Genomic DNA, 383 nt, shown 5'->3' with positions numbered 1-383 from the left:
CTTCGATGTGCCGGGCCTCGCACGAGAGCCGGGTGGCGAGGTCCGCCGCGAGATCCATGTCCACCGGCAACAGGTGCAGGTGCAGGTGGTCGACACAGCAGGCCTTGAGGCCGCAGTCGAGCGTGGTGCCATGCTCGAAAACCACCCAGCGGCTCGAGCCCGATTGTTTCTCCAGCGCCGACAACACGGAGTCGAGCTCCCGCTGGACCTGGGTGGCCTGCTGCGCCTTCAGCGTGGCGACCGAGCTGCGATGGTTCTTGGATACGAGCATCACGTATCCCTCGATGATGGAACCCAACGCGGGGACGACGACGTGCTCCTCGGTGGAATGGACGACCATGTTCGCCGGATGCCGTTGTCCCGCTTCCGAGACAGCCCAACAG

The 383-nt window shown here is 65.0% G+C and carries 1 protein-coding gene; it reads right to left on the bottom strand.

What is annotated here, in order from left to right:
* On the bottom strand, positions 1-340 hold a 340-nt coding region (locus HUA78_RS45850), incomplete at its 3' end, for a hypothetical protein (protein WP_217442889.1).
* Between the last annotated feature and the right edge of the window lie 43 nt (positions 341-383).

The organism is Myxococcus sp. CA033, from assembly GCF_013336625.1.
GTDB lineage: Bacteria > Myxococcota > Myxococcia > Myxococcales > Myxococcaceae > Myxococcus > Myxococcus llanfairpwllgwyngyllgogerychwyrndrobwllllantysiliogogogochensis.
Note: the sequence above shows the minus strand (reverse complement) of the source record. Positions and strands in the feature narration are given on the sequence as shown.